Annotated in this window: 23 protein-coding genes and 1 tRNA gene; 12 read left to right on the top strand and 12 right to left on the bottom strand. The window is 69.0% G+C overall.

The window, feature by feature from the left end:
- Positions 1–112: 112 nt before the first annotated feature.
- From GT355_RS07505 to GT355_RS07485, 5 genes are all read left to right on the top strand, one after another.
- Positions 113–1321 (top strand): Nramp family divalent metal transporter, encoded by a 1209-nt coding sequence (locus tag GT355_RS07505; RefSeq protein WP_160134093.1) that lies wholly within the window; start codon positions 113–115, stop codon positions 1319–1321.
- Entirely contained in the window at positions 1322–3331 is a 2010-nt protein-coding gene (locus tag GT355_RS07500) for a hydantoinase/oxoprolinase family protein (protein WP_160134092.1), read from the top strand. It begins immediately after the preceding gene.
- Positions 3328–5004, top strand: a complete 1677-nt coding sequence (locus GT355_RS07495) for a hydantoinase B/oxoprolinase family protein (RefSeq protein ID WP_160134091.1) — start codon at positions 3328–3330, stop codon at positions 5002–5004. The genes GT355_RS07500 and GT355_RS07495 overlap by 4 nt, the downstream gene beginning before the upstream one ends.
- Positions 5001–5753, top strand: coding sequence for a maleate cis-trans isomerase family protein (locus GT355_RS07490; protein WP_160134090.1), 753 nt, complete (start codon positions 5001–5003; stop codon positions 5751–5753). Before GT355_RS07495 ends, GT355_RS07490 begins: the two co-directional genes overlap by 4 nt.
- Positions 5754–5817: 64 nt before the next feature.
- Positions 5818–6174 (top strand): DUF5830 family protein, encoded by a 357-nt coding sequence (locus GT355_RS07485; protein ID WP_160134089.1) that lies wholly within the window; start codon positions 5818–5820, stop codon positions 6172–6174.
- Here the strand turns inward: GT355_RS07485 and GT355_RS07480 are convergent.
- Positions 6158–7534 carry a DUF7115 domain-containing protein gene (locus tag GT355_RS07480; RefSeq protein ID WP_160134088.1) on the bottom strand — a complete coding sequence of 459 codons (1377 nt, stop codon included), beginning with the start codon at positions 7532–7534 and terminating at the stop codon, positions 6158–6160. The genes GT355_RS07485 and GT355_RS07480 overlap by 17 nt on opposite strands.
- An 84-nt stretch (positions 7535–7618) precedes the next feature.
- Between GT355_RS07480 and GT355_RS07475 the strand changes: the two genes are divergently transcribed.
- The 4 genes from GT355_RS07475 (at position 7619) to GT355_RS07460 (ending at position 11177) form a co-directional block, all read left to right on the top strand.
- A tRNA-Met gene (locus tag GT355_RS07475) sits at positions 7619–7740 on the top strand.
- 311 nt (positions 7741–8051) lie between these two features.
- Positions 8052–9272 carry a hypothetical protein gene (locus GT355_RS07470; RefSeq protein ID WP_160134087.1) on the top strand — a complete coding sequence of 407 codons (1221 nt, stop codon included), beginning with the start codon at positions 8052–8054 and terminating at the stop codon, positions 9270–9272.
- 92 nt (positions 9273–9364) lie between these two features.
- The gene (locus GT355_RS07465; protein WP_160134086.1) at positions 9365–9643 is read left to right on the top strand and encodes a hypothetical protein; all 279 of its coding nucleotides are present in this window, start codon (positions 9365–9367) and stop codon (positions 9641–9643) included.
- A 265-nt stretch (positions 9644–9908) separates the two neighbouring features.
- On the top strand, positions 9909–11177 hold the full coding sequence (locus GT355_RS07460; RefSeq protein ID WP_160134085.1) for a digeranylgeranylglycerophospholipid reductase: 1269 nt from the start codon (positions 9909–9911) through the stop codon (positions 11175–11177).
- Between the two features lie 74 nt (positions 11178–11251).
- On the opposite strand, the gene prs is transcribed toward GT355_RS07460, so the two are convergent.
- The 8 genes from prs to GT355_RS07420 all read right to left on the bottom strand — a co-directional run bounded on the left by prs (position 11252) and on the right by GT355_RS07420 (position 17276).
- Positions 11252–12103 carry a ribose-phosphate diphosphokinase gene (gene prs / locus GT355_RS07455; RefSeq protein ID WP_160134084.1) on the bottom strand — a complete coding sequence of 284 codons (852 nt, stop codon included), beginning with the start codon at positions 12101–12103 and terminating at the stop codon, positions 11252–11254.
- Between the two features lie 21 nt (positions 12104–12124).
- A complete protein-coding gene (locus GT355_RS07450) occupies positions 12125–12901 on the bottom strand; it encodes an HVO_0234 family beta-propeller protein (protein ID WP_160134083.1) in 777 nt (258 codons plus the stop codon).
- A 340-nt stretch (positions 12902–13241) separates the two neighbouring features.
- A complete protein-coding gene (gene hemA / locus GT355_RS07445) occupies positions 13242–14573 on the bottom strand; it encodes a glutamyl-tRNA reductase (protein ID WP_160134082.1) in 1332 nt (443 codons plus the stop codon).
- The gene (locus GT355_RS07440; RefSeq protein WP_160134081.1) at positions 14570–15253 is read right to left on the bottom strand and encodes a precorrin-2 dehydrogenase/sirohydrochlorin ferrochelatase family protein; all 684 of its coding nucleotides are present in this window, start codon (positions 15251–15253) and stop codon (positions 14570–14572) included. The genes hemA and GT355_RS07440 overlap by 4 nt, the downstream gene beginning before the upstream one ends.
- Entirely contained in the window at positions 15250–16365 is a 1116-nt protein-coding gene (ahbB, locus tag GT355_RS07435) for a siroheme decarboxylase subunit beta (protein WP_160134080.1), read from the bottom strand. The genes GT355_RS07440 and ahbB overlap by 4 nt, the downstream gene beginning before the upstream one ends.
- 37 nt (positions 16366–16402) lie before the next feature.
- Positions 16403–16798, bottom strand: a complete 396-nt coding sequence (locus tag GT355_RS07430) for a DUF5778 family protein (protein ID WP_120072838.1) — start codon at positions 16796–16798, stop codon at positions 16403–16405.
- 86 nt (positions 16799–16884) lie between these two features.
- Positions 16885–17079, bottom strand: coding sequence for a cold-shock protein (locus GT355_RS07425; protein WP_120072840.1), 195 nt, complete (start codon positions 17077–17079; stop codon positions 16885–16887).
- Positions 17080–17081: 2 nt separating this feature from the next.
- Positions 17082–17276: a cold-shock protein gene (locus GT355_RS07420; protein ID WP_007695559.1), complete on the bottom strand. Its 195-nt coding sequence runs from the start codon at positions 17274–17276 to the stop codon at positions 17082–17084.
- Between the two features lie 169 nt (positions 17277–17445).
- Between GT355_RS07420 and uppS the strand changes: the two genes are divergently transcribed.
- The gene (gene uppS / locus GT355_RS07415) at positions 17446–18375 is read left to right on the top strand and encodes a polyprenyl diphosphate synthase (RefSeq protein WP_160134079.1); all 930 of its coding nucleotides are present in this window, start codon (positions 17446–17448) and stop codon (positions 18373–18375) included.
- 78 nt (positions 18376–18453) lie between these two features.
- On the opposite strand, the gene GT355_RS07410 is transcribed toward uppS, so the two are convergent.
- A complete protein-coding gene (locus tag GT355_RS07410) occupies positions 18454–18837 on the bottom strand; it encodes a hypothetical protein (RefSeq protein WP_160134078.1) in 384 nt (127 codons plus the stop codon).
- 86 nt (positions 18838–18923) lie between these two features.
- Positions 18924–19532 carry an undecaprenyl diphosphate synthase family protein gene (locus tag GT355_RS07405; RefSeq protein ID WP_120072844.1) on the bottom strand — a complete coding sequence of 203 codons (609 nt, stop codon included), beginning with the start codon at positions 19530–19532 and terminating at the stop codon, positions 18924–18926.
- A gap of 627 nt (positions 19533–20159) precedes the next feature.
- On the opposite strand from GT355_RS07405, the gene GT355_RS07400 reads away from it, so the two are divergent.
- Together GT355_RS07400 and GT355_RS07395 are read left to right on the top strand one after the other, a co-directional pair.
- Complete coding sequence (locus GT355_RS07400) at positions 20160–21521, top strand: DUF92 domain-containing protein (RefSeq protein WP_160134077.1); 1362 nt, start codon at positions 20160–20162, stop codon at positions 21519–21521.
- Positions 21518–21949 carry a GNAT family N-acetyltransferase gene (locus GT355_RS07395; protein WP_160134076.1) on the top strand — a complete coding sequence of 144 codons (432 nt, stop codon included), beginning with the start codon at positions 21518–21520 and terminating at the stop codon, positions 21947–21949. Before GT355_RS07400 ends, GT355_RS07395 begins: the two co-directional genes overlap by 4 nt.
- Here the strand turns inward: GT355_RS07395 and dnaG are convergent.
- On the bottom strand, positions 21910–23358 hold the full coding sequence (gene dnaG, locus GT355_RS07390; RefSeq protein ID WP_160134075.1) for a DNA primase DnaG: 1449 nt from the start codon (positions 23356–23358) through the stop codon (positions 21910–21912). The two genes, GT355_RS07395 and dnaG, sit on opposite strands and share 40 nt — an antisense overlap.
- Positions 23359–23567 lie beyond the last annotated feature (209 nt).

Raw genomic sequence — 23567 nt, 5'->3', positions numbered from 1 at the left:
CCCTGCTTCACATCCGATCGTGGAACGCACGTCTTCGATGCACATCCCTCATAACAACCCTTATCCCCTCAAGCGAGTCTCGTGTGAGCATGACACACGAGAGGCGTGCACGATGACGTTGGTCGAGCGGATCCGCTCGGTCGGACCGGGCGCGATGGTCGCGGCGGCCTTCATCGGTCCTGGCACTGTCACGACCGCGAGCGTGACGGGCGCGGCCTACGGCTACGCGCTGATCTGGACCATCGTCTTCTCCGTGATCGCCACCATCGTGCTCCAGGAGATGAGCGCCCGGCTGGGGCTGGTCTCGCGCGAGGGGCTCGGCGAGGCGCTCCGCAACCGCTTCGACTCGCCGGCGCTGCGCTACGCGAGCGTCGCGCTCGTCGTCAGCGCCATCGGCATCGGCACCGCGGCCTACGAGACGGGCAACATCCTCGGCGGCGCGGCGGGGCTCGAAACCGTGACCGGCGTGAGTGCGTCGGTGTGGGGTCCGCTCATGGGTCTGGTCGCCGCCGCGTTGCTCTGGACCGGGAGCTACGAACTCATCGAGCGCGCGCTCGTCGGGCTCGTGGCGATAATGGGCGTCTCCTTCCTCATCGACGCGATCCTCATCGGGCCGGACCTCGGTGCGCTCGCGGCGGGCTTCGTGCCGTCGGTGCCGCCGGGTTCGGCCTTCCTGATCACCGGCCTCATCGGGACGACCGTCGTGAGCTACAACCTCTTCCTCCACGCCAGCAGCGTCCAGGAGCGCTGGAACGGCCCGGAGGACCTCTCGGAATGCCGCACCGATACGGTCCTCTCGATCGTCGTCGGCGGGCTGATCACGCTCTCGATCCTCGTGACCGCCGCGGCGGTGTTCCCCGTCGGGACCGAGATCTCCGACGTCGGCCGGATGGCCGAACAGCTCGAACCCGTCGCGGGCACCTACGCGCAGGTGTTCTTCAGTATCGGCCTCTTCGCCGCCGGGTTCACCAGCGCGACGACCGCCCCGCTGGCCGGCGCGTACGCCACCGCCGGCGCGCTCGGCTGGGAGGGCGACCTCAAGTCCACGCGGTTCCGGGCGGTCTGGGTCGCGATCCTCGCCGTCGGCGTCGTCTTCTCGGCGCTGGATTACAGCCCCGTCGAGGCCATCCTCTTCGCCCAGGTCGCGAACGGTATCCTCCTGCCTATCATCGCGCTCTTCCTCATCCTGGTGATGAACGACCGCGACACGTTGGGCGACTACGTCAATTCGACCGTGCAGAACGCCCTCGGGGCCGTCGTGACGCTCGTCGTCGTCTGGCTCGGGGTCCGCAGCCTGCTCTCGATCGTGGGGGTGGTCTGAGTGCGTGGGAAGACCACCGTCGGCGTCGACGTCGGCGGCACGTTCACCGACGTCGTCCTTCTTCGAGGGTCGGACCTCGTCACCGCGAAGGTCCCGAGCACCGGGGATCAAAGCGTCGGCGTGATGGACGGTATCGAGAAGGCCTGCGAACGGGCGGCCGTCGACCCCGGCGAAATCGACGACTTCGCCCACGCGATGACGGTCTCGGTCAACGCGCTGCTCGAAGGGAACGGCGCGCGGACGGCGCTCGTGACGACCGAGGGCTTTCGCGACGTGCTCGAGATCGGTCGGCAGAACCGACCCTCGCTCTACGACCTCGACGCCGAGAAGCCCGCCCCGCTGGTGCCCCGCCGCCGACGGTTCACGGTCGACGAACGCGCGACGACGAACGGGATCGAACGGGCGGTCGACCCGGACGCCGTCCGCGAGGTCGCCCGTCGGATCGACGGGACCGACGCGGAGGCGGTCGCGGTCTGTCTCCTCCACGCCTACGCCCACCCCGACAACGAGGCCGCCGTCGCCGACGTGCTCGAAACCGAACTCGATCTCCCCGTTTCGACCTCCCACGAGGTGCTCGCGGAGTTCCGCGAGTACGAACGGACGTCGACGACGGTCGCCGACGCCTACGTCACGCCCGCCATCGACGCCTACATCGGCCGGCTGGTCGATCGCGCGGCGAGCGCGGGCGTGCCGGAACCGACCGTGATGCAGGCCAACGGCGGCATCACCGACGCGGCGACGGTCAGGGAGCAGGCGGTCAGAACGTGTCTCTCCGGCCCCGCCGCCGGGGTCGTCGGTGCACGCGCCAGCGTCGGCAGTGCGGCCGACCGCGACCACGCCGGCCTCGTCACCTTCGACATGGGCGGCACGTCGAGCGACGTGAGCCTCGTCCGCGACGGCGAGGTCGAGCGCACGACCGACGCGGTCATCGGCGGCCATCCCATCAACACCCCGATGGTCGACGTCACCACCGTCGGCGCGGGCGGCGGGAGCGTCGGCTGGGTCGACGCCGGCGGCGCGCTCCGGGTCGGCCCCGAGTCGGCCGGTGCGGACCCCGGGCCCGTCTGCTACGGGCAGGGCGGAACCGAGCCCACCGTGACGGACGCGAACGTCGTCCTCGGCTTCATCGGGTCGAGCACGAGCCTCGGCGGCGAGCTCTCGATCGACGTCGGGGCCGCCCGCGACGCGCTCGCCGACCTCGCCGACGACGCGGACTTGGAGGGCCCGCTCGACGCCGCCCGCGGGATCTACCGCGTCGCCAACGCGACCATGACCCGGGCCATCCGCGCGGTCACGCTCGAACGCGGTCACGACCCCCGAAACTTCGGTCTCGTCACCTTCGGCGGCGCGGGCCCGATGCACGCCGCGGCGCTCGCCGACCGCCTCGACATCTCGACGGTCGTCGTCCCGCGGGCCTGCGGCGTGCTCTCGGCGTTCGGCCTGCTCGCCGCCGACGAGAAACACGACGCCGTCCGCACCCACCGCGAGTCGCTGTCGACGGTCGACGCTTCCGACGTGGACGCGGCCTACGAGGAACTCGAAACCACCGTGCGCGAGGACTGCAGCGACCCCGAATCGGCCGTCCTCACCCGTCGTGCCGACCTCCGGTACGCCGGCCAGAGCTTCGAACTCACCGTCGCCGCCGACCGGCCGTTCGACCCCGAGGCGGTCGCCCGGCGGTTTCACGAGAGCCACGAGACGACCTACGGCTACCGGATGGACGAGGCCGTGGATCTGGTCAACCTCCGGGTCGAGGCGGCCGTCGAACGCGCCGACCCGGACGTCGCCTACGACGCGCCCGGCGATGCGCTGGTCGACGAACGCGAGGCTCACTTCGCCGACGGTGCCACGCGGACGCGGATCTACGACCGCGAACGCCTGCCGCCGGGCGAGACGGTGGCGGGGCCCGCCGTGCTCGAACAGGACGAGAGCACGGTCGTCGTGCCGCCGAACTGGGAGGCGACCGTCGACCCCGACGGCACCGCGGTGCTCACGGAGGGTTCGAAATGAGTTCCGATTCCCCTGAGACCGACATCGACGCGGTCACCCTCGAGATCCTCCGCAACCAGTTCGAGAGCGTCGCCGAGGAGATGGGGCAGGTATTGATCACGGGGTCCTATTCCCCCAACATCAAGGAGCGCCAGGACTGCTCGACCGCGCTCTTCGACGCCGACGGCCGGATGGTCGCCCAGGCCGAACACATCCCCGTGCACCTCGGCGCGATGCCCGAGGCCGTCGACGCGGTCCGCGACCGCGACCCCCAGCCCGGCGACGTCTTCGTCCTCAACGACCCCTTCGACGGCGGCACCCACCTACCCGACGTCACGCTCGTCTCGCCGCTCGCGCCGAACGGCGAGGTCCTCGGCTACGCCGTCTCGCGCGCCCACCACGCCGACGTCGGCGGGATGACGCCGGGCAGCATGCCCGCTGGCGCGCGCGAGATCTACCAGGAAGGGCTCCGTCTGCCGCCGGTTCGGCTCGTCGTCGGCGCGGCGGGCTCGAACGACTCCGAACCGGGTCGCGAGCGCGGGGCGGTGAACGAGGACGTGATGTCACTCTTACTCGCCAACGTCCGTACGCCGGACGAGCGCCGTGCGGACCTCAGAGCCCAGATCGCGGCCAACGACCGGGCGGAGGAACGGCTCGGCGACCTCCTCGACGACCACGGCGACCTCGTGCTCGACGCCTTCGACGCGGTCATCGACTACTCGCGCGCCCGGATCGAGACCGAGATCGAGTCGCTGCCCGATGGTACTTACACCGCGAGCGACGTGCTGGAGGGCGACGGCGTTCTCGAACATCGATCGGGTATCGACCCGGCGGACGTCTCGATCCCCATCGAGGCGACCGTCACCGTCGACGGGGACGGTTTGACCGTCGACTTCGCGGGGACCGCCGAGCAGGTCCCCGGAAACCTCAACGCGCCGGTCGCGGTCGCGAAGAGCGCCGCCTACTTCGTCGTGCGCTGTGTCACCGACCCCGAGATCCCGCCGAACCAGGGCTGTTACGACCCGGTGACGGTCGAGATCCCCGAGGGGTCGCTGCTCGACCCGAAGCTCCCGGCGGCGGTCGTCGGCGGCAACGTCGAGACCAGCCAGCGGGTTACCGACGTCGTGCTCGCGGCGTTCGCCGAGGCGGTGCCCGACCGGGTGCCCGCCGCGAGCCAGGGCACGATGAACAACCTCATCGTCGGGAGCCGGAGCGGCTCGTTCACCTACTACGAGACGATCGCCGGTGGCTTCGGCGCACGACCCGGCAAGGACGGGATGGACGGCGTCCAGGTCGGGATGACGAACACGCTCAACACCCCCGTCGAAGCGCTCGAAGCCGCCTACCCGCTCCGCGTGGAGCGCTACGGCTTCCGTCCGGACAGCGGCGGGGACGGGCGATTCCGGGGTGGTCTCGGCCTCGAGCGTTCCCTCACGGTTGAGACGGACGCGACGGTCTCGCTGTTGACCGAACGCCGCCGAGTTCCGCCCGCTGGCCTCGCCGGCGGCGAGTCCGGCGCGCTCGGTCGCAATCTCATCGACGGGGAGACCGTCGCGGCGAAGACCTCCGTCGACGTCGACGCCGGCACGACCGTCACCCTGCTCACGCCCGGCGGCGGCGGTCACGGCGACCCCGTGGACCGCGACCCCACGGCCCGCGAGCGCGACCGCGCCGACGGGAAGGTGAGCGAGTGACCCCTCCCGACCCGACCGCCGACGGCGACCGATTACGACTCGGGGTCGTCGTCCCCTCCTCGAATACAACCGTGGAACCCGAGTTCGCCGTGTGGACGCCGGCCGCGACGTCGATTCACGCCGCGCGGATGGGGCTCGTGGACGTGACGGTCGAGGCGCTCGACGCGATGGCGGCCGACGCCGTCGCGGCTGCGGAGCGGCTCGCCCACGCCGAGGTCGACGCGGTCGCCTACGCCTGCACCACCGGGAGCCTCCTCCACGGCCACGGCTTCGACGCGGAACTCGAAGCCGACCTCGCCGAGGTCACCGACGCGCCCGCCGTGGCGACGGCGCTGTCGGTCCAGCGGCTGCTCGACGCGCTGGATGCGACCCGGATCGCCGTGGCGACGCCCTACGTCGCCGAACTGAACGACCGCGAGCGTGAGTACCTCACCGACGCCGGCTACGACGTGGTGGCGCTCGACGGACGCGGGATCGAGCGCAACACCGACATCGGGCGTCTCACGCCGCGGGACGCGCTCGAACAGGCGACTGCGCTGCTCGATGCCGTTGAGGGATCGCCTGGGGCGGTCGACGCGCTGTTCGTCTCCTGTACGAACTACCCGACGCTCGCGGCGGTCGACGAGCTCACCGAGGTGCCGACGGTGACGAGCAACCTCGCGACGCTCTGGGACCTCTGTCGGGTCTCGGGACTCGACGCGGGGTTCCTGCCGGGCGACCTCCCGGAGCCCACCGAATCCGTCGAGTGAGCGCTCGGTGCCGCCCGCGACCCGATCGCGCAACGTTTAGGCTCGCCGACGGCCGAACGCCGGCGTGAGCGACGAGACGGTCGAACTCGGTGTCGAGCTCCTCGCGAACCTCGAGGACGGACAGCTCGACCTCGCGACGGCACTCGACCGGCTCGAAACCGTGACCAGCGAGCCCCGAACCACCCGCACGATCCTCGACGAGGCCGAAAAGCGTGGCGTCATCGACCGCGAGGACGGGATCCTCCGGGTTCGCTCGGGCGAGTACGTCAGCTTCGGGAGCGACGTCGTGGTTCGGGAGGGCGAGTTCACCTGCCGGCGATGCGGCGCGTCGCTCTCGACGGGTCACTTCATCCGGTTCGACAACGGCGAGCTCGGTCCCTTCGGGTCGTCGTGTATCGAGAAAGTCACCGGTCGTCGCTGACGCGCTTCGATTCCCGGGTCTCGACGAGGCGTTCGAGGAGCTCCCGGTTCCGTTCGAGGAGCTGACTCTGGCGGTCGACGCGTTCGCGCAGCGCGTCGAGCTCGGCCCCGATGTCGGGCGCATCGCCGGTGCTGTCGCTCCCGCCTCGTCCGGTATCGACTGCGGGGTCGGCGCTCGTTTCGGGGTCGACATCCGTCGTCGAGCCGATGTCCGTCGCCCGGTCGGTACCCGCCGTGGGCTCGCTACCCACTGTGGACTCGGTCTCCGCTGTGGGGTCGGCGGCCGGCGGGGTCTCCTCGGCGCTCGCCGGGTCGTCACCCGCCTCGGGCCGTGACGTGCCGGTGTCGGGTGCGTCCGGGATCAGCGGGTCGGTGGTCGGGCCGCCCGGTGCGGGCGAGCTCGGTGGTGAGGAGGAGACGATACCCGAGTCGGTGTCGTTCGCCGACGCGGTCGGCTCGCTCCGGTCGTCCGGTTCACCGTCTCGGTCGGCCGCTTCCGCCGGTCGATCCACGTCCTCGGACGGCCTATCGGTTGTATCGGTTGGTTCGGTCGGCTCGGTCGGCCCGGCGGATTCGGCCGGTTCGTCGGCCCGTCCGGAGAGCGGCTCCGGACCTGATTCGGCCGGTTCGGTCGGCGGGGCGGTGTCGGTTGGCGCGGCATCGGCCGACGAATCGAAGTCTCGGCTCCCGGCGGGCGAAACGCCGCCCGTGGCCTGTGACTCGTCGACCGACGAGCGTTCGGGCGGTCGACGACCGATCTTGTCGACGCTCCCGACGCCGTGATAGGCGAGAAGCGCGGCCTCGACCGTCCCGTAGGCCTCGCGCCCGCTGTCGTCGTCGAGCTCGATCCGGCGCGACCGGCCGTCGATCACGACGACGAGGTCGCCGTCGTCGAACGCGAGGTCGGTGACGTCCTCGTAGGCATAGCTGTCGTGGTCGTGGTCCCAGACCGCCTCGCCGACCGAGGTCAGCACCTGCGCCTCGGTGACGACGACCGTCCGCTCGCCGAAGCGATAGCTCTCCTCGACCGACTCCTCGTCGTCGATGTGGCCGGTGGTCCGGAGCACGCCGGCGAGCACCGGCGGGAGTACGGTCTCGATGCGCTCGCGCGGGATCGAGAACGCCTCGACCCCGTCGTCGTACTCGAACGCGAACGTGGCCTCGCGGCGGTTGGCCGAGACGTCGAACCGTCGTGCGTCGTGGGAGTACTCGTCGATCGACTCGCGACTGAAGAGCCCGGAGGCGTGGTAGACGAGCGTCCGCGGCGGCGTGACGTAGACCCGGTCCTCGCCACCGATGTTCACGCTTGTCATCCGCCGCTCGTCCCCGAGGCGCTCGCGGACGATACCCGGGACGTCCATGCCACGACTGTGTGATCGTTCGGCATAAGACTGCCGGAGACCAGATGAGAAGGTTAATGTCCGGGAGTCGAATACCCCGAAGTAGCCCGGGTGGCTTAGCTGGACATAGCGCCGCACTCATAGGGTTTGACAGTGCGTTTCCCCCGAGGCCGCCGCCTCGGACCTGGGATATGCGGAGATCGTGGGTTCGGAGCCCACCCCGGGCACTCTTCCCTCGGTAATCGTCCTTGAAGCGGTGCCTCCGCGAGAGATACCGTCCGCCGGAAGCGGGCAAAAGACGGCTCATGACATCGATCTGGATACGTGGTGCGACGACGGTGATCAGCGATCCGTAGGGCCGTAGTTTGGACACAGACTCATCCGCAAAACCGCACCTGAGGTTATACTGAGAACAGCGGTTGGGCAGGGGTCGGAATCGGTTGCGAACGTAGTCCCCGTATTCAATCCGTGCTAGAAGGGGCCACTGTCGACGTTCCGTACCAAAGTATTAAAGCAATACTACCTAGGACTGGCACCAATGAATTCTCGTCTCACTGATACACGGGGCCACTCATATTCGGCCCAGAGTATCTTGGAGTTCCTCGCGCGTCCACGGACGCTCTTCGGCCTCGCGTTCGTCCTCCGGTTGCTGGCGATCCCGCTGGCCGTTTTCCGTATCAGTCCGTATTCGCAGGCCGATGCCACCGGATTCTCCGTCGTGGCGGGGATACTCGCTCAGCGGATACTCTCCGGCACGCTTTCGACGGCGACTCGATACACCGATACCTACGAGATCTGGAGCTCGGTGCTCTCGCCTTTCTGGTTCCTTCCCGTTGGCGGGCCCGTTCTCGCCCGAATATTCATCGCGATGCTCGGTGCATGCGCCGTCTACAACGCGGTCCTGATCGCACGGCGGCTCGGGACGCCGATGGCTGGCCTCCTGACCGGTGTCCCGCTCGCGGTCTACCCGAGTATCGTGCTCGTTCAGAGCTCGCTACTCCGCGAGGCAGCTGTCCTGTTCAGCGTAACCACCACTGCCCGCTTGCTGCTCATCGTAAGTGACCACGGTCAAGTCCCGTTTGCCAGCAGTCGCTCGCGAGAGACCGTCGCTCTCGTGGTTCTCTCGGGTGGCTTACTTGCGTTCGCGACGCTGTTACGGGAGTACAATCTCCCGTTGTACGTCGCCGCCATCGGTGCCGGTTGCATCGCTTACTACTCGAAGACGTGGTGGGGGAAGGCCGTCGCAGCCCTCGCGGTGGTCGCTGGTGGTGTCGGTGCTTGGGTTCTCAGGGAACTCCTCCTCGGGCGTTTCAACTTCTTCAGAGATGCCCGTGCACGCGGACGGACGGTGTATCTCAGCGGCGTTCGATTCGATACCCTCCTCGATCTGATTAGCTTCGCCCCTATCGGTGCCGCGTACTTCCTGTTCACACCGTTTCCGTGGCAGATCGGTTCGGTGCTCGACGTTCCCGTGATGTTCGAGGGCCTAACGAACATTCTCTATGCGTTCGCCGGCGTCGCTGGTGTCGTGGTCGCGTTCAAACGCGACCGCGTCGCGACCATCGGCCTCCTGACGTACTTCGTTCTCGGTGTCACATTCTACGGGCTCGGAACGGCCAATTTCGGGACCGGTGTGCGTCATCGGCAGATGTTCTCGTGGGTGCTGCTCGTCTTCGGTGGCGTGGGCGCGCACTGGCTCTGGGTACGCTACGTACCGCTACAGTGGAAGCAAACCGTTCGACGCCTAACCGTCGTCTGATCCTGATCACTGGATAGCGTGCGATGTGGACCGTCCGCCGGAAGGACTTCGGCGTCAACGAGCGTATATGCTCGGGCCCAAAACATCGGGATATGACACCGAAGCTCGATACCGCCGTTGCCGACAACACGCTACTGGGAAGCGGCGGTGACCGGGGCTCGGACCGGCTTGTCCAATGGCAGGCACGCTTCAAGCAGGGCGCTGTTGGTGGCATTGCCGGGTTGTTCGTGTGGCTCACTGGCGAGTTCGTCGGTTCCAGTGTCGGAACGTTTCTGGTATTTCTCGGTGCGGTCCTCATCTTCGCAGCGTTCCTCTGTAGCCTCGTGTGGCTACTGCTCTCCGTACTCGGTCCGACCCTCCATTCGGTCTGAACAGGATCCGACCCGTCCTCTGCTATTCCCCGACACGCTCGGATACGGGTCGATTCGGGTGTGGGAAAGTCACTCCCCCGAATCCCGCTGTCTCCACCGGCCGATCCGCAGCTCGTCGCCCGTTCGATCGGAAGAAGTGGCGATTCCCGATCATTACCGATATCACCGACCACCGGACCGAATCGGCCCACACGGACCGGACATGATTGGCACACCGAGAAGCCCAGCTAGCAAGATTGAATAGTATTCCGGCGGACCTACCCGTATGACGGATCGATTCGACGTCGTTGTCGCCGGCGCTGGTCCCGCCGGCGCGCAGTGTGCGCGCGATCTCGCTCTGCGAAACTATGACGTTCTCGTTCTCGAAACCGAAGCCGAAGACGGGTTCCCGGCCCAGAGCAACAAATCGACCGGCGGCACGTTCCCGTCGATGATGGCTTCGTTCGGGATCCCGGACGAAGCCGTGATGCACTACACCGAGAACGTGGTCTTGGAGTCGGCGACCGACGACTTCACGCTCCAACAGCCCGGTGCGGTGCTCGACTTCCCGAACTTCAAGCGATTCCTGGTTCGCGACGGCCGCGAGCAGGGCGCGACCTACCGCTTCGATTCCCGCGTCTCGAAACCCCTGATGGACGACGGCGAGGTCGTCGGGGTTCGGTACGACGGCGACGAGGAGGTCTACGCCGACATCGTGGTGGACGCGACCGGTCCCGCCGCCCCGCTCGCCAAACAGCTCGGCGTGAGCGAGCTCGAACGGAAGTACCAGGCGATCGGGATCGAGTGGGAGATGGAGGGCGTCGAGATGGACCACCCCGGCTACGCCGACCTCAGCGACGCGATGATGCTCCGGCTCGACCACGACATCGCTCCCGGCGGCTACTCGTGGATCTTCCACACCGGCGAGGACACCGCGAAGGTCGGCATCTGCTACATCCAGAACGAGAAGTACCACCCCCAGTCGGCGTCGACCCGCATCGACGACTACTTCGAACACTGGCTGGCCGACGACCCGCGGTTCGCGAACGCAGAACGCATTGAGGGCAAACAACACCGCGGCTCCGCCCACATCCAGCCGCCGGCCAAGCTCTGTACGGACAACTTCATGGCCGTCGGCGACACCGTCCCCTCGATCGACCCGCTCTGGGGGGAGGGGATCCACAAGGGGATGAAATCCGGACGGGCGGCGGCGGTCACCGCCGACCGGTGTCTCACAGGGGTCAAGGACACCTCGGCCGACGAGATCGGGGTCTACGCCGACCTCTGGCACCGCGACGTCGCGCCCAAGGTCAAGCTCCGTCTCTTCATGACCCACCTCCTCTACCACGCCCCGACCGAGCGCTACGACCGGCTGATCCACGACCTCCACCAGCTCAGCGCCGACACCCTCGCGGCCGCGAACGGCGGGAAGCTCCTCGCGATGGCGAAGCTCCTCCATCGGGAGGACGCCTCCCTCCTCTGGGAGTTCGCCCGCGAGAACCGCAACCTCGTCGCCGGCGCGCTCGACCACAAGCTCCCGTTCTCGCGTTCCTGACCGCTGCAAGTCGGGCAGCGACCTCGAACCGGCCGATCCACGGATTGTTTCGGGACGAGTAGCGTTCGCGTCGGTCAGCCGTCGAGCGCGTCGGCGACGGCGGGCGCGACGCTGACGGTCGTCTCGGCGCGTTCGACGGTGTCGGTACCGTAGACGGCCTCGACGCCCGCGCGTGCGAGCCGGAGCCGTGCGGTGCCCGCGAGCACGGGGTGCACGCAGGTCACGAACACCCGGCCGACACCGCCCTCCTGGAGGTGGGCGACCGCGCCGGCCATCGTCGACCCGGTGGCGATGATGTCGTCGACGAGCACCACGTCGCGGTCGGCGACCGCCGACTCGTGCGGTTCGAGTTCGACCTCCGTGCTGCTGTGGCGGGTCTTCTCGAAGTGGTCGACCGCGCCCTCGCCGTAGGCGTCCTGCACGGTGGCGGCGAGGTCGGTCGCGCCCGCGTCGGGCGCGATGAAGACCGGGTTGCGGAGGTCGGGGAGCGGGTCGGCGAGGACGCCGGCGGCGTCGACGGTCGTGCAGGGAACGTCGAAGAACTCGCGGACGGAGTCCTCGTGGGGAGTGACGGTGACGACCCGGTCGGTGCCGGTGCTCAGTGCCCGTGCGATGGCTCGGACGGAGACCGGCTGGCCGGGTTCGAACGCCTTGTCCTGGCGGGCGTAACCGAGATAGGGGATCACGGTGACGACCTCCGTCGCGCCCGCCTCGCGAACCGCGTCCTGGAGCTGGAGCGCTTCGAGGTGGGCGTCGGCCGTCGTGGTGGCACAGACCACGACGGCGCGTTCGGCGTCGAACTCGGGGACCGAGACCTGGAACTCGCCGTCGGGGAAGCGCTCGACGGTGGTCGTCGCGAGCGGCTCGCCCGTCTCGGCGGCGAGCGCACTCGCGAGTGACTGTGAGGTGGAGGCGCTGACGATCATGTCCACCCCTTCGCGGGGCAGCTAAACGGGTTTTCGGTCCGGGCGCGCGACCACCGCGTGCGCGCCGGGCGTGCCGAGCGGGTGTTCGCGCCAGCCGTCGTCGGTGGCGGTCAGGAGGGTTCCGTCGGCACAGACCGCGTAAACCCCGCGAGCGACGTCGACGACCCGCCGTTCGACCGCCTCGACACGGGTCCACTCGCCGTCGAAGGCGTAGAACGCCGTCTCGGTGGCGGCGTGTGCGACTCCGGACGGGCCACTGGCGACCATCCCGAAGCGGCCGTCGAGTTCGTCGAGCCAGCCGTTTCCGAGGCGGAACAGTCCATCGGCGGTCGCGGCGCGTGGCGTGCCTCCCGCGACGTCGTGAACGTCGTCGAGCCCCGCGTATTCGAGTTCGTCGTCGGCGAGGCGATAGACGCCGTCCGGCGTGGCGAGCAGGTCGTCGTCGATGGCTCTGACGTCTTCGAGCTGGCCGCAGTCGAGCCACTCGTCGTCGGTTCGTCGCGCGACGGTGCCGTCGGGGGCGGCTGCGACGAGGTCGTTCGAGAACCCGACGGCCGTCGCGGGGCCGAAGCCGGTCTCGTCGAGGTCCTCGCCGAACAGGACGTCCTCGTCGGTCGCCACGGCGATGGTCTCGTCGGCCGTCGCCACGTCGTGGGCGGGTCGGCGGTCGAGGAGCCCGATCTCGCCGACGCGCTCGCCCGCGACGGCAACGCGTACGAGGCCGACGTCGGTGGCGACGAACAGCGTCAGCGGGTCCGTGTTCGCGGCGTGGACGCGCTTCTCGTCGATGGTGCTCATGACGACCCCTCGCTTCCGGTTCGGCGAAAGCGTTGCGGCACAGCGGTTGCGGTGCGGCGGCGGTGCGGTCGCGGTGCGGACGGATGCGGTGGCGGGGTGGTTGCGTCCCTGGTGGATGAAGGGCGAGCGAACGGAGTGAGCGAGGGCTTCGGCGGTGCGGTTGCGGTACGGAGGTGGTCAGCGGTGCGGCTTGCGGATGCGGGACGATAGTGGTTGTACCGTGAACGAACGAAGTGAGTGAGCGGGCGCGAGGGTGACCGGAGGGAACCCGACGCGCTTTTGATCCACATTTTGCCAGCGAAGCGAGCGCTAGCGAGCGAAGCGCAGCAAAAGGTGGGGTTTAGTCGTCGAGGTGCTCGCGGACCGCGGTCGCGAGCGCGTGGCGGGTCTCGGCGGAGACCTCGGTGGTCTCGGGTTCGGGGATGCTCGGTCCGTCGAAGGAGGGGTCGAACAGCCGGAGCGCACTGTTGATGGTGGTCCAGTCGTCGGCCTCGGCGGCGTCCCGGAGGCTCTTCGTGGGGGCGGCGAGGAGCTGGCTCACCAGTGTGTCGGCGAGCGACTCGACCACCGCGCGCTGGTCGTCGGTGAGGCCGTCGGCCTCGAGCTTCGAGACCGCGCGCGAGAGCTCGCGGTGTTTCATCCGCTCGGCGTTCTCGTACATCGACGCGATGACCTCGTCGGCGCGGGCGCGCTTGTAGTGGGCGAGCAGGTGGTCGAACTCCCGGTCGATCATGGCCTCGACCCGGGCGGCGGCCTCGCGACGGCGCTCGCGGGTCTCGTCCGTCACCGATTCGAGCGCGTCGAGGTCGCGGAGGTCGACGTTGTCGAGGTCGGCGGCGGCGGCGGGTGCGTCGCGGGGCTGGGCGATGTCGATGAAGAGCGTCTCGCCGGCGGCGTCGAGGTCGGCCGCGTCGACGACGAGGTTCGGGCTGCCGGTCGCCGAAACCACCACGTCGGCTACCGCGAGCGCGTCGGGGAGCTCGTCGAGCGCGACCGCCGCGGCGTCGGTCTCGACCTGGTCGGCGACGTGCGCCGCGTTCGCCTCGGTGCGGTTGGCGACGAGCAGTCGGTCGAGCGACCGGGCGAGCGACTGGGCGGCGATGGTCCCCATCTCGCCCGCGCCGATCACCAGTCCGGTGGCCTCGGCCAGCGAGCGCTCGTCGGCAGCGAGTTCGACGGCGGCGCTGCCGAGCGAGACCACGCCCTCGCCGATCTCCGTTTCAGTGCGGGCGCGCTCGCCGACGTGGATCGCCTTCTCGATCGCCTCTTCGAGGACCGGCCCGATGCCGCCAACCGACCGCGCGGCCGTGTAGGCCTCGCGGACCTGGCCGAGGATCTGGTCCTCGCCGAGCACGAGCGATTCGAGCCCGCACGCGACCCGCATGAGGTGGCGCAGGCTCTCCTCGTGGCTCAGGTCGACGACCGCCTCGTCGGGGAACTCCTCGACCACCGAGGTGACCACCTCGCGACCCCGCTCGGGGTCGTCGGAGACCACGTAGACCTCGAACCGGTTGCAAGTCTGGAGGCAGACTGCCTCCCGAACCCCGTCGTGCGCCAGCAGCGCCTCGACGGCGGCGTGGTCGTCCGCCACGCACGCGGCCTCGATCTGCTCGACGCTCGCGGTGCCGTGGGCGAGGCTTACGCCCGAGATCACGCCGGTAGCCACCGTCATCGACCGCCACCTCCCGAGAGCATATCGCAGATCACTGAATGTGCCTCTTGCTTTGCGTTGGTGCTTGAGTCACCTAAAGCCTTCCAAACCCGATCGGACCGGACCACCGCCCGGACCGCCGCCCGCCGTTTTTCGGGTGGATATCGGTCGCGGAGCTCCGTTCGGATCTCGCCCGTGAGGTCCGCCATCGCACCCGCGCCCGCGAACTCCGTCTCGAAGCGCTCGCGGAGGTAGCGACTCAGCGCCGGGCTCCGCCCGCCCGTGGCGACCGCCATCACCACCGGGTCGTCGCGAACGGTCGCGGGCACGACCACCTCGCGGCTCCGTTCACCCCTGGCGGCTCCATCGGCCGACTCGTTCCCCCTCCGACTCCGGTCCGCCCGATTCAGCAAACACCCGCGCTCGCGCGCCGCCCGCGCGACGGCGTCGTTGAGGTCGTCGTCGTCCGTCGCGGCGACCGCGAGCGCCGGGTTCGTCCGGTCGAACCACTCGGGGACGTCGTCGGGGGTCGGCGCGGCCCGAACCCGCTCCACGTCGCCGAACGCCGCGTCCGCGAACGTCGGGCTCACGACCACGACCCGCGCCTCGCGCGCGAACCGGCGGGCCTTCCGCGCGCCGACCCGGCCGCCGCCGAAGACCAGGACCGTCGACCCGGCGAAATCGTGGAGCAGCGGTATCATTTCGTGGTCGGCTCGTCGGCAGCTTCGGGACTCGCGCCCTCCCCCTCGTCGGTGTTGGCGGCGGCACGCTCGGCCATCCTGATGCCGGTCTTCTTCAGGATCCGTGTCGAGAAGAGGGTGTCCCAGTCGTCCTCGTCGACCTCGAAGAACCCGGTCATTCGCTCGCGAACCTGCTCGACCCGGCGCTGGCTCTCGGCCTCGCTCCGCCCGTGGGTCATCGCGAAGAAGTTGTAGGGCCAGACGCCCTCGTGGCGCGGGCGCTGATAGCAGTGGGTCACGAAGTCGAGCTCCGCGATGGCCGGACCGACCTCGGCGACGAGGTCGTCGGGCACGTTCCAGACGGTCATCCCGTTCTCCGTGTAGCCCAGCGCGTAGTGGTTCGGCACCACGCCGACCCGTCGGACCTTGCCTTCGATGACGAACCGCTTGATCGTCGAGACGACCCACTCGACGTCCGCCCCGAGCGCGTCGGCGACGTCGCGGTAGGGGGTCGCCGTGATGGGGAGCCCGCCCTGAAGTTCGACCACGAGGTCGCGCTCGGCGGGCGTCAGCGAACTTCGACTACTGGGCTCGACGTCGGGGCCGAGACCCGAGAGGTCGAGGTCGCCATCCGAGATCGGCCCGTCCAACAGGAACTTCGCCTCGACCCGGAACTCGCGCTCCTTCGGGAGGTTGTAGGTCTCCTCGCCCGTCTCCGCCTCGATCTCGGTGAGCACCCGTTCGACCTCCTCTTCGTCCGCGACGGAGACCACGAACCACATGTTGAGGTACGGGTGTTCGCGCTCGTAGTTGTGGGCGACCTCGCGGTGGGCGTTGACCTGCTCGGCGACCGCGTCGAACGCCTCTTCGTCGGCGTGCATCGCCACCAGCGTCGCGGTGCCGCCGATGGCCTCGGCGTCGATCAGCGCGCCGAACCGCGAGAGGGTTCCCTCGTCGTCGAGCCGTCGGACCCGCTCGACGAGTTCGTCGGCCGAGACCTCGATGCCGCGTTCGCGGAGCGCGCGTGCGGCGGGCTCGAACGGCCGTTCGACGGTCGGAAAGCCGCCCTGAAACCCGTTGAGGACCGCGCGGTCGCGCTCGTCGAGGTCGATCCCGGCGTCCGCGTCGTTCATGGCTGTGGGAGGTCCGCGCCGCGGATAAGCGCCCCGCTCATCCCTCGACGCCCGTGACCTCGTGGCCCGCGTCCCGGAGGTCGTCGAGGATGGCCTCGTGGTCGGCGCTCGCCTCGTAGTAGAACACCACGTCGTAGGTCCCCTCACGGAGGAGCTGCTGGCACTCCCAGACGAAGTCGTCGTCGGCGAGGGTGAGCCCCTGGTGCTGGTTCAGCCCGAAATCGGGGTCGTCGGTGCCCGAGAAGACGTAGGTGTCGCCCGACTCGGCGTGGGCGGCGATGGTGTCGCCCACCTCGACGGTCGTACGGTGCATCAGACTCTCCTCGGTCTGGTCGAAGTCGGTGTGGAGCACCAATCCGTTCAGTTCGATCTCGCCGGGTTCGAGCAGCGCCTTCGCTCGCTGGTAGAGGTCCTCGTCGATGAGTTCGCTCATACCCGTCGCTCGGGCCGGGAAAAGATACGCTCCTCGGTCCCGACCGCACCGCTTCGGTGACCGAGCAGCATGAAAACGCCGTTCGTTTACAGTCGTTCGAGGTTCTCGGCGCGCGGGCCCTTGTCGGCCTGCACGATGTCGAACTCGACTTCCTGTCCCTCTTCGAGGTCCGGGCCGCCGACGTCTTCCATGTGGAAGAACACGTCTTCGTCGGCCTCGTCGGTCTCGATGAAGCCGTAGCCACCCGTGTCGTTGAAGAAGTCCACTGTTCCAGTTGCCATGTTTACAGCCGCTCCAGGTTCTCCGCCCGCGGTCCCTTGTCAGCCTGCACGATGTCGAACTCTACCTCCTGTCCTTCCTCCAAGTCCGGGCCGCCGACGTCCTCCATGTGGAAGAACACATCTTCCTCGGAGTCGTCGCTTTCGATGAAGCCGTAGCCGCCCGTGTCGTTGAAGAAGTCAACCGTACCTGACGCCATTGCACTCGACCCGACGTGCCGGGTACATAAAAAGTTGCGCAAACACCACCCGCCGTGTTGAGACGACGCACGATCCGCCTGGAACGCCCGTTCGTCCGTTCCGACTCTCGCTCGCCCGATACGCATGTCACAAGATTCATCCCTTCGCCCCGAGTTCCCCCCGTGAACGATGTCCTCGCGAACCCGGACCCTCCTGAACCGGACCTACGAGCGACTGTTGCAGCGCGAGGTCGACGGCGCGCCGAGCCACGTCGCGGTGATACAGGACGGCAACCGACGCTACGCCGACGAGCACGGCAAGGACGCCGCCGACGGCCACCGCGCCGGGGCCGAAACCACCGAAGCGGTCCTCGATTGGTGTGCCGAGTGCGGCGTCGAGGAGCTCACCCTCTACACCTTCTCGACCGAGAACTTCGACCGGCCGGCCGGCGAGCGCGAACACCTCTTCGAGATGCTCGAGGAGAAGCTCCACGAGTTCGCCGAGGCCGACCGCGTCCACGACTCCGAGGTCCGAATACGCGCCATCGGCGAGACGGACCGCCTCCCCGACTCCCTCCGCGACGCCATCGACTACGCCGAACGGCGGACGCGCGCCTACGACGAGCTCACCCTCAACATCGCGCTCGCCTACGGCGGTCGCACCGAACTCCTCGGAGCGGCGCGCAACGCCGCCCGCGCAGTCGAGTCCGGCGACCTCGCGCCCGGCGACATCGACGTCGAGGAGGTCGAACACCGGCTCGCCAACGGCCCCGCGCGCGACGTCGACCTCATCATCCGGACCGGCGGCGACGAGCGCACCTCGAACTTCCTGCCGTGGCACGCTAACGGCAACGAGGCCGCCGTCTTCTTCTGTACACCCTACTGGCCCGCGTTCGCGAAGAAGGACTTCCTGCGCGCGATCCGGACCTACGAGTCGCGCGAGCACTCCTGGCGGCGGACCCGCGCGCGGCGCGCGCTCGCGCTGGTTCGGGCGGTCGGCGGCGCGGAACTCGACGAGGCCCGCGCCATCGTCGAGCGCCTAGCCGAGTACCTCCCACGCGGCGCGCTCGACGGCATCGAGACCACCGATACCGACCCCGACCCGGTCGCCTCGGACTGAGGGAGACGGGACCGCTCCGGACGGCTGGCGACGTCGGATCCGTCGACCGGAGTCGGTACTCAGGAGCCTGCTCCGTTCTCACGCCGTCCGTTCGAGGGTCAACAGGACGCCAGCGATCACCGACAGCACCGCGAACGGGACGACCACTCTCCCGATACTGAAGAGCGAGACCACCGAGACCACCGACAAAGCGGCGGCGAGGCCACAGAGCTTCCACACGTTCGCGGTCCACGCCCAGTACCCGACGCCGACCGCGGTCACTGCGATGACGAGGGACCAGGCGAGGATCGTGGGGGCGTTCGCCACGGCGAGGCTGTCGCCCGTCGAGAACAGGTACGGCACGACGCCGACGGTGACGAGGTATCCCGCGCCGAGCAGTCCAACGACCATCCCGAGCACACCCGTCGCTCGCCCGGCGAAACCGAACCGCGACCGTCTCCCGCCGGTGGCATGTCCGTTCATCGTTCACGAACAGTTCGGCTCGACGAGCAATGAAGGTTGTGTACGATTCTCCCGATCACGGGCGTTCCCGGACTCGAAACGAGGGCTTACTTGCCGTAGCGGCGCTGTCGGTTCTGGTAGTCCCGGAGCGCCCGGAGGTAGTCGCGCTCGCGGAAGTCCCGCCAGTTGACGTCGGTGAAGTAGAGTTCGGAGTAGACCGACTGCCAGATCATGAAATCCGAGAGGCGCTCCGCACCGGTCTTGATCACGAGGTCCGGGTCGGTCGGGAACACTAACCGGTTCTCGATCGCCTCGCCGTCGATCTCCTCGACCGCGAGCGTGCCGGACTCGACCTCGGTGGCGACGTCGCGAACCGCCGCCGCGAACTCGTGTTTGCCCCCGAGGCCGATGCTGACCTGGATCGGGCTGTCGGCGCGCTCGGCGTCGTCGGGGCCCCGAACCGCGACCGGCCGCGGGGCCTCACACCGCTCGATCACCCGTCGGATCGTCGGCACCGCACCGGGGTCGAGCACGCTGACGTAGACCAGCACCCGCTCGGCACCGTACTCGAACGCCCACCCGAAGAAGGATTCGAGGGTCCGGTACGCGCCGCCCTCCAGCAGGTCGCGCTCGGTGATGACCACCGCCACCTGCTCGGGGAGCGGCGCGTCGTTTCGGCGAACCCGTGCCGCGAGATACCGGTCGTAGAGTCCCACAGCGAGGTGTGGTGGTGATGTGGCCTAAATCATCCGACTCGAAACGGTTGTGGCAGTGTTGGATATTGATCGCTGCTTCTCGTCGGTTCTCCGGTGTCGTTTCTCGTCGGTCATTTTGCGCTCCTGTCCGTACCGCTTCGACCGCATTCCTGTCCACACCGCTTCGTCCGCATTCCTGTCCACACCGCTCTGTCCGCATTCCTGTCCACACCGCTCTGTCCGCATTCCTGTCCGCACCGCTCCGTCCAACTCTTGCCCGCACCGCTTCGTCCGCCACTTACCCGACACAAATGAGAACCGCAACCGCACTGCCCCGCGACAGCCACACGCCTCCCCAGCCGACTGCGCTCCTCGCTCGCCTTCGGCTCGCTGCGGTGCTCATCCCTCGCACAGTGTCCGCGGTCGGCGCTCGTTTCACTCGCGCACGACCGCGAGCGCGCGCCACAGCATCCGTACCGCTTCCGTACCGCCGGCGGCTGTGTCGGAGCAATCGCGCCGTTCCGTGGGTTCGTGTCGTCATCATCGTGTGTTTTGCAGTGCGGATCGACTCAATCGCGGGGTTCGGCGCTCTCTCACCTTCGGGAGGGTTAAGTGGCCATCCGCGAAAACACGGCCAGTGACCGGGCAGTGAATCGAAGAGTTCGGCGGGCGGGCGGGTTCGCGGTCGTGGGCGCGCTCGCGCTCGCCGCCCCGGCGCTCGGCCCCGCGAGCGCCGCGCCGTTCGTCGTCGTCGCGGGGCTCGCGGCGTTCGTCATCGACGACGGTCCCGTGTTCGAGCTGTTCGCCCGCCCCGGCGAGCACGAGGAGCACACGCTCTACGGCCTCGTAGGCTTCTCGCTCGCCGCCGCCGGGCTCGGACTCTTGGTCGCGCTGTTCGACCTCCCGCTCCCGGTGTTCCTCGTCAGCGTCCTCGTCCTCTCGGCGGGCGACCTCGCGGAGGCCGTGGCCGAGGGCTATCGCTCGACGGCGTTCGCTACGACGGCGTTCGTCGTCGTCGGGGCCGCTGCGGGGCTCGCCGGCCAGCTGCTCGTCGGCCTCGCGACCCCGGACCTGGTCTCCCGGCCCGCGTTCGTGGCCTTCCTGTCTGCGAACGCCGCGCTCGTCGCCGCCCTGGTTCGGACGGGGCTCTCCCCGCGCGACGACGCGCTGGTGCTGTTCTCGGCGGGGCTGACGGTCTGGCTCCTCACCGCGCTCCCGATCGACCCCTCGCCGGCGACGGTCCTCGCCGCGGTCGTGGTCTCGGCGGGCTTCGGCGGGCTGGCCTACGCGCTCGGGGTCGCCTCCGTCTCGGGGATGCTGACGGGCGTGCTCGCGGCGCTCGTGATGGTGGTGCTCGGCGGCTTCGGCTGGTTCGCGCTCCTGATCGCCTTCTTCGGCATCGGCGGGCTCTCGACCCGGTTCGGCTACGACCGAAAGCAGGAACGCGGCCTCGCGGAGGCCAACGGTGGCGCGCGCGGGAGCGCCAACGTCCTCGCGAACGCGGCGGTCGCGCTCGCGGCGGTCGTCGGCTACGCCGCGAGCCCGCTGTTCCCGATGCCGCGCGCGATATTCCTCTACGTCTTCGCGGGTTCGCTCGCCGCCGCGATGGCCGACACCCTGTCGAGCGAGGTCGGCGGGCTCTACGATACGCCCCGACTCGTCACGACGCTCGAACCCGTCCCGCCGGGGACCGACGGTGGCGTGACGTGGCAGGGCGGGCTCGCGGGGGTCGGCGGCGCGGCGCTGGTCGCCGGTCTCGCCGTGCTCGCGCTCGGGACCTCGCCCGCGGGCGCGCTCGTCATCTGCGCCGCGGGCGTCGTCGGCACGCTGGTCGACAGCCTCCTCGGCGCGCTCGTCGAGAACCACCGGATCGACGCCGTCGTGGGGCGACTCGCCCCCGACCTCGGCGAGCACCGCGTCGGCAACACCGCCGTGAACTTCCTCACGACCCTCGTCGCCGCGGTCGTGTGTGCGGTGCTCGCGGTCGTCGTCGGGCTCGCCCCGCTGTGACCCACGTCCGACCCGCCACGCCCGCCGACCGCCCCACGCTCCTCGCCATCCAGGCGGCGTCGCTCGATTCGCCCCAGCCCTCGCTCCTCGATGCCGGGCTTCGCGGGGCGGCCACCGTGCTCGTCGCCGGCCGGCGGCCGACGGGCTACGCGCTCGCAGTCGGTCACGACCCCACCGACCTCGTGGAACTCGCGGTCGCGCCCGACCACCGGAACGCGGGCCGTGGCTCGGCGCTCCTCGAATCCCTCCTCGCCCGCGGGGGCGCGTTTCGACTCACCGTTCGGGCGGACGACGAACGCGCTCGGCGTTTCTACGAACGACACGCCTTCCGGGTCGAGAAATCGCTCCCCGGCTACTACGAAGACGGTGACGCGGTTCGTCTCGTCCGTCAGTCCGACTCGGTATCGGACGACGCCTCGGGGAGCTGACCGGCGGTTCTGATCCGAACGTCGGTGGGCTGTTTGACGAACTCGCCCGTCGTGCGGGCGACGACCTGTCCGACCCCGCGCTGGGCCGCCACGTCGAGCACGCGCTGGGTGAGTTCGCCGTCGAGCACGACGGTCGCGGGAACCGCCGACCCCTCGGCGAGCGCGTCGAACGTCTCGCTCGCCTCGACCTCCGCGAGCACCGCGAACTCGCCGTCGAGCAGACGAGCGACCTCCATCCCGTCGCCGATGACGTGCTCGACGTGGCCGCCGAGCGTGGTCGCTTCGTCCGCCTCGTCGGCCGCCGATCCGTCCTCAGCTCCGTCCTCGTTCCCGACGCCCTCGACCGAGTCCTGATCGGCTTCGGTGGCCGTCCCCACGTCCGCCGCCGTGCCCGCAGTCGGCTCCGGCTCCGACACGTCCGCTTCGGCGGTCGGGGTCGGTTCGGTTGGTCCGAGATCGGGGGTCGATGGTTCGGTGGGCCCGGCGCGTGGGGCGGGTTCGGCGGTCGGTTCGTCGGTCGCGGGATTGGTCGATTCGTGCTCGGGCATCGGCGGCGCGGGCCGGGCGCTCCCGTCGGTCGCGGCGACCGCCTCGCGCGCGTTCCCCGCCTCGACCACGAGGTCGTGGGCGACCTTCTCGCGGAGCGCCGACAGCGCCTCCTCGCGCGAGAGGTCCTCGACGCTCTTGCCGGCGGGCGCGACCGCGACGTAGTCGATGTCGCCGACCTGGGTCAACTCCTTCAGGATCAGGTCGCCGCCGCGGTCGCCGTCGAGGAAGGCGGTGGTCGTTCGATGACCGGTGAGTTCGGCCACGGCGTCGGGGACGTTGGTGCCCTCGACCGCCACGGCGTTCTTGACGCCGTAGCCGAGCAGGGTGAGGACGTCGGCACGACCCTCGACGACGATGACCGCATCGCCCTCGGCGACCCGCGGCCCGGCGGGGAGGCCCTCGTAGGTCGTGATGTCGCCGGTGCGGGCGCTCTCGCGAACCGCGTCGATGATCTCGGCTGAACTCATCGTGCTCTCCTCGAACGCGCCGAGCAGCGACTTCGCGCGCTCGACCACCGTTCGGCGTTTCGCGGCTCGAACGTCCTCGATCCGCTCGACCGAGACCGTCGAGCGACACGGCCCGATGCGTTCGATGGTTTCGAGCGATGCACCGAGGATCGCGGTCTCGACCTTGTCGAGCCCGCTCGCGATCGTGATACGGCCGAACGACTGGCCGTTCTGGGAGTTGATACTGACGTCGATCCGGCCGACCTTCGAGGACTGCTGGAGCCCCCGCAGGTCGAGGTCGTCGCCGAGGAGCCCCTCGGTCTGCCCGAAGATCGCGCCGACGACGTCGTTCCGTTCGACCACCCCCTCGGCGGTCACGTCCGCGTGAATCAGGTATTTGTCTGTGTCCTCCATGAGTGAGTGAACTGCCCCGTGGGGGGCTGGCTAGTGATTGTGATGATCGTGATCACTGATGCACATATGAATGGGCGATCGCGACGGATATACCTACCGCCCCACGGTTTCTCCTCCCTTCACGCCCCGTTCGTGACCGATAGCTATCCAGTCGTCCTCGGGAATCAGTGGGTTGGTACCGCGACACAACTGATTTATTCCCGACCGTC

Origin of the sequence: Halococcus salsus, assembly GCF_009900715.1 — an archaeon.
Classification (GTDB): Archaea; Halobacteriota; Halobacteria; order Halobacteriales; family Halococcaceae; genus Halococcus; species Halococcus salsus.
This window is presented reverse-complemented; position numbering and strand designations above follow the sequence as displayed.

Bases quoted from the DNA above. Each gene is read 5' to 3' on its own strand.
- GT355_RS07505 (WP_160134093.1), top strand. From the start codon at position 113: ATGACGTTGGTCGAGCGGATCCGCTCGGTCGGACCGGGCGCGATGGTC.
- GT355_RS07495 (WP_160134091.1), top strand. From the start codon at position 3,328: ATGAGTTCCGATTCCCCTGAGACCGACATCGACGCGGTCACCCTCGAG.
- GT355_RS07480 (WP_160134088.1), bottom strand. From the start codon at position 7,534: ATGGACGTCCCGGGTATCGTCCGCGAGCGCCTCGGGGACGAGCGGCGG.
- GT355_RS07425 (WP_120072840.1), bottom strand. From the start codon at position 17,079: ATGGCAACTGGAACAGTGGACTTCTTCAACGACACGGGTGGCTACGGC.
- uppS (WP_160134079.1), top strand. From the start codon at position 17,446: ATGTCCTCGCGAACCCGGACCCTCCTGAACCGGACCTACGAGCGACTG.
- GT355_RS07430 (WP_120072838.1), bottom strand. From the start codon at position 16,798: ATGAGCGAACTCATCGACGAGGACCTCTACCAGCGAGCGAAGGCGCTG.
- GT355_RS07410 (WP_160134078.1), bottom strand. From the start codon at position 18,837: ATGAACGGACATGCCACCGGCGGGAGACGGTCGCGGTTCGGTTTCGCC.
- GT355_RS07440 (WP_160134081.1), bottom strand. From the start codon at position 15,253: ATGATACCGCTGCTCCACGATTTCGCCGGGTCGACGGTCCTGGTCTTC.
- GT355_RS07420 (WP_007695559.1), bottom strand. From the start codon at position 17,276: ATGGCGTCAGGTACGGTTGACTTCTTCAACGACACGGGCGGCTACGGC.
- GT355_RS07450 (WP_160134083.1), bottom strand. From the start codon at position 12,901: ATGAGCACCATCGACGAGAAGCGCGTCCACGCCGCGAACACGGACCCG.
- dnaG (WP_160134075.1), bottom strand. From the start codon at position 23,358: ATGGAGGACACAGACAAATACCTGATTCACGCGGACGTGACCGCCGAG.
- GT355_RS07460 (WP_160134085.1), top strand. From the start codon at position 9,909: ATGACGGATCGATTCGACGTCGTTGTCGCCGGCGCTGGTCCCGCCGGC.
- GT355_RS07465 (WP_160134086.1), top strand. From the start codon at position 9,365: ATGACACCGAAGCTCGATACCGCCGTTGCCGACAACACGCTACTGGGA.
- ahbB (WP_160134080.1), bottom strand. From the start codon at position 16,365: ATGAACGACGCGGACGCCGGGATCGACCTCGACGAGCGCGACCGCGCG.
- GT355_RS07470 (WP_160134087.1), top strand. From the start codon at position 8,052: ATGAATTCTCGTCTCACTGATACACGGGGCCACTCATATTCGGCCCAG.
- prs (WP_160134084.1), bottom strand. From the start codon at position 12,103: ATGATCGTCAGCGCCTCCACCTCACAGTCACTCGCGAGTGCGCTCGCC.
- hemA (WP_160134082.1), bottom strand. From the start codon at position 14,573: ATGACGGTGGCTACCGGCGTGATCTCGGGCGTAAGCCTCGCCCACGGC.